The organism is Actinomadura sp. 7K534, assembly GCF_004348575.1.
In the GTDB taxonomy this organism is placed as follows: domain Bacteria; phylum Actinomycetota; class Actinomycetes; order Streptosporangiales; family Streptosporangiaceae; genus Spirillospora; species Spirillospora livida.
This window is the reverse complement of sequence record NZ_SMKB01000490.1, coordinates 1-1,176: the sequence shown is the minus strand read 5'-3', so window position 1 is coordinate 1,176 and position 1,176 is coordinate 1. Positions and strand designations below refer to the sequence as shown.

Here is a 1,176-nt window from a genome sequence, read left to right as displayed (position 1 = left end):
GACCCCGCCCAGGGACGCAGGCAGCTGCGCGCCACCGACGTCAAGCGCCTCAACCGCGAATGGCGCCGCCGCACCGACGCCCGCCTCGGGCTCCTGGTCGAATCGGTCACCCAGCCTTTCAACGTGGGCTCCATCGTCCGCACCGCCGCCGTGTTCGGCGTCGATCACCTCTGGCTCGCCGGCAACACGACTCCGCCGACCCACCGCAACGCCGCCAAGACGGCGCTCGGCACCGACCGCCTCGTCCCCTGGGAACACGCCGGCACCCCCGCCGAGGCCGCCGCGGCCGTCCGCAAGGAGGGCCTGCGCCTCGTCGCCGTCGAACTCACCACCGACGCCGTCCCCCTGCACGAGGCGCCCCTCGGCGGCGACGTCTGCCTCGCCGTCGGCGGCGAGGACCACGGCTGCTCCCCCGCCCTCCTGGCCGCCGCCGACGCCGTCACCTACATCCCGCAGATCGGGCGCGTCGGCTCCCTCAACGTCGCCGTGGCCGCCGCCATCGCCCTCGCCGAGGCCCGCCGCCGCGAATGGAGCGGCTAGCCCCGCTCGGTACCGGACCCGTCGCGCAGCGGCACCGCATGCGTACCGGGCCCCGCCCAAATGGGTGTCACCCCCCATGGACGTTCGCCTCCTTCCCGCCCATGGTGGAGATTCGCCGCCCCATATCCCCAGCGGCGAGCGAAGGGAGTCCGAGTGCCATGACGGTGAACAGCGCGGTCAACGACGCGTCCGGCTGCCCGCCGGACGGCGCGCGGGCCCGCCGGGCCCGCGAACTCCTCCAGGAGGAGCGCCGGACCCGGGTCGCGCAGCTCACCGTCCTGGAGCACGCGGAGGACGCCGCCCCCGAAGAGGGGACCCTCGCCCGCCGCGAGAGCCTGCAGAGCACGCTGGAGGAGATCGACGCGGCCCTCGCCCGCCTCGACGACGGAACCTACGGCCTCTGCGAAGACTGCGGCGACCCCGTGCCCGAAGGCCGGCTGGAGATCATCCCGTACGCGCGCCGCTGCGTGCAGTGCCAGCAACGACGGCGCTGATGAGGACGACCGCATCACCCGGGCCGCACGCCGCCATCGACCTCGGCACCAGCCGCATCCGCGCCTCCGTGCCCGCCCGCGCCGTCTTCGTCGACCGCCCCTCCGCGGTCACCGGGCCCGTGCCCGCCGAATCCCCCGGCAC

The 1,176-nt window shown here is 75.2% G+C and carries 2 protein-coding genes; both read left to right on the top strand.

Going from position 1 to position 1,176, the window contains the following annotated elements; genetic code table 11:
• The first annotated feature begins 24 nt into the window (after window positions 1-24).
• The gene (locus E1266_RS37330; protein WP_132055306.1) at window positions 25-540 is read left to right on the top strand and encodes a TrmH family RNA methyltransferase; all 516 of its coding nucleotides are present in this window, start codon (window positions 25-27) and stop codon (window positions 538-540) included.
• 158 nt (window positions 541-698) lie between these two features.
• A complete protein-coding gene (locus E1266_RS37325) occupies window positions 699-1,034 on the top strand; it encodes a TraR/DksA C4-type zinc finger protein (protein ID WP_165966382.1) in 336 nt (111 codons plus the stop codon).
• Window positions 1,035-1,176: the final 142 nt, after the last annotated feature.

Excerpts from the sequence above, each read along its gene's own strand:
- E1266_RS37325 (WP_165966382.1), top strand. The coding sequence starts at position 699 with ATGACGGTGAACAGCGCGGTCAACGACGCGTCCGGCTGCCCGCCGGAC.